At 56.2% G+C, this 1,676-nt stretch carries 3 protein-coding genes; 2 read left to right on the top strand and 1 reads right to left on the bottom strand.

Annotation, left to right across the window (positions count from 1 at the left end):
• Window positions 1–32: 32 nt before the first annotated feature.
• Window positions 33–152, top strand: a complete 120-nt coding sequence (locus EN932_RS39365) for an ArsR family transcriptional regulator (protein WP_281061574.1) — start codon at window positions 33–35, stop codon at window positions 150–152.
• Between the two features lie 253 nt (window positions 153–405).
• On the opposite strand, the gene EN932_RS35565 is transcribed toward EN932_RS39365, so the two are convergent.
• Complete coding sequence (locus EN932_RS35565; protein ID WP_128338348.1) at window positions 406–705, bottom strand: DUF1236 domain-containing protein; 300 nt, start codon at window positions 703–705, stop codon at window positions 406–408.
• 475 nt (window positions 706–1,180) lie between these two features.
• Between EN932_RS35565 and EN932_RS35555 the strand changes: the two genes are divergently transcribed.
• Window positions 1,181–1,558, top strand: a complete 378-nt coding sequence (locus EN932_RS35555; protein ID WP_013525103.1) for a low affinity iron permease family protein — start codon at window positions 1,181–1,183, stop codon at window positions 1,556–1,558.
• The last annotated feature ends 118 nt before the right edge of the window (window positions 1,559–1,676 follow it).

Genomic DNA, 1,676 nt, shown 5'->3' with positions numbered 1-1,676 from the left:
TTCATGCGCCATCCGCCGAGCTGCTCGCTGCCATGGCTAATGAAAAGCGCCTTCTCGCTCTAATGATTCTTGCTGACGGAGAAATATCCGTTTCTGATCTGGCGCCGCGATTAGGGCTTAGCAATTCAGCACTCTCCCAGCATCTCGCATAATGCGAGAATTTGGTCACCCGGAGGCAGGAGCGCCAAAAAGCGTATTACTCGTGCACAGATCCTGCCCTGAAAGTCCTTGAGCTCCTGGACTGGCTTGTTGAGCGGAAAACTCTGCCTGGCCGCGACCATCATCCATAAAGCCCGGACCTTTGGAAGGTTGCGATGTCGCGACTTCAAGGCTCGTCACCGGATTGTGGAGATTTGTACGCTTCAACCCCGCCGCCAGCGATGGCGGCGGGGCTGGATGGTTCGTTCAGTCGTAAACCTTTATGATTTTTCGGGTACCCGGGTCCACCAGGACCGTGCGGTTGTCGACCACCACGTAGCGGTATTTGACGTTGGGGACCTCATGGATCTCAACCGTGTCCGGCAGAGCTGTCCCGACATTCAGTTCCACGCCGGGGAGCTTGACCGACGCCAGGGGCTGCTTCTTCACATATTCGCGGATGACGGTGTCCTGTTCCGGCTGGATAATGATGTCGTCCGCGGCGGCTGAGCCGATCCCAGCCAATAGCAACATCGCTGCTGCGGTGTTCTTTAGAAGCATGTTCATATCTGCACTCCTGTAGGGACGGGCGCAATACGGTCATCGTCCCGCGCCGCCCGGCAAGTTGAACCTGGAGCCGCCCTAAACGTTCCGCCTAGGTACTTAGGTCTAGTCCCCTTGGGGCCTAAGTCTGGTCCTGGAACACGCATTGGTCCTGTCAGGGGCAGCGACTGGAACGCCTGGCTTCCGCGGCTGTTGTCTCTCGAATTTGGAAGAATGCAGATGGATAAAGTGTGGACCAAGCACCCTGGTTATTCGCGGCTGTTCCCTTTCTCGTGATGGCACTCGTTCTTGGCTGGCATGTGGTGGATCGGCGCAGCAACGTCCCTTCCGACGCCGAACCCCTGAATCTTTAACTTGGAGTAGGTGACCTGATGTTGCGCGACAAAGAGAGTCGGATCTTAGAGGCAGGCTCGCTGGCAGCGGTGCCTGTTTGTGTGGCGATTACCGCAGTGGTCGCCTTGATGACCTTGGCCAGCATATGAATCGGTTCCTTTTCGCGGCCTCCGACTTCCTATCTCGGCCGCCAGGCTTCTATGTCATGCTCATGGCAATGGTTTTGTGCACCGCCCTGGTGCCTTTTGGACTGACAAATGCGGTCACCTATGCCCTGTCGGTTGCCGCCATCGTGATCACCGGTGTTGTCCTTTTACAAGGCTATCGCGATACCGCCGCCATTCACGCAAAACTCGACGAGATCATCGTTTCACTGAACGAAACCAGGAACGACGTTGTCGGATTGGAGCATGCCGAGCCGGACGAGATCAGGGAGAAGCTTGTAAAACTCGAAGAAGAAGCGTCCCGAACAGTCGGGGCTGCCAGGCGCGAACTTTCGAAAGCAACAGGAGAGAGATCATGAACAATCTCATTTGGCTCGTTGGTGCGGTGGTCGTCGTCTTGGCGATTTTGAGTTTTTTTGGTCTTCGGTAGGCGACGAGCATTTCCGCCGACAACCTGAAGGATCAGGGTGACCACAC

This window comes from Mesorhizobium sp. M7A.F.Ca.US.002.01.1.1, from assembly GCF_004022955.1.
Taxonomy (GTDB): domain Bacteria; phylum Pseudomonadota; class Alphaproteobacteria; order Rhizobiales; family Rhizobiaceae; genus Mesorhizobium; species Mesorhizobium ciceri.
This window is presented reverse-complemented; position numbering and strand designations above follow the sequence as displayed.

What these genes read in the sequence shown, in the direction of transcription:
- EN932_RS39365 (WP_281061574.1), top strand. Translation starts at nt 33, where the DNA reads ATGGCTAATGAAAAGCGCCTTCTCGCTCTAATGATTCTTGCTGACGGA.
- EN932_RS35565 (WP_128338348.1), bottom strand. Translation starts at nt 705, where the DNA reads ATGAACATGCTTCTAAAGAACACCGCAGCAGCGATGTTGCTATTGGCT.
- EN932_RS35555 (WP_013525103.1), top strand. Translation starts at nt 1,181, where the DNA reads ATGAATCGGTTCCTTTTCGCGGCCTCCGACTTCCTATCTCGGCCGCCA.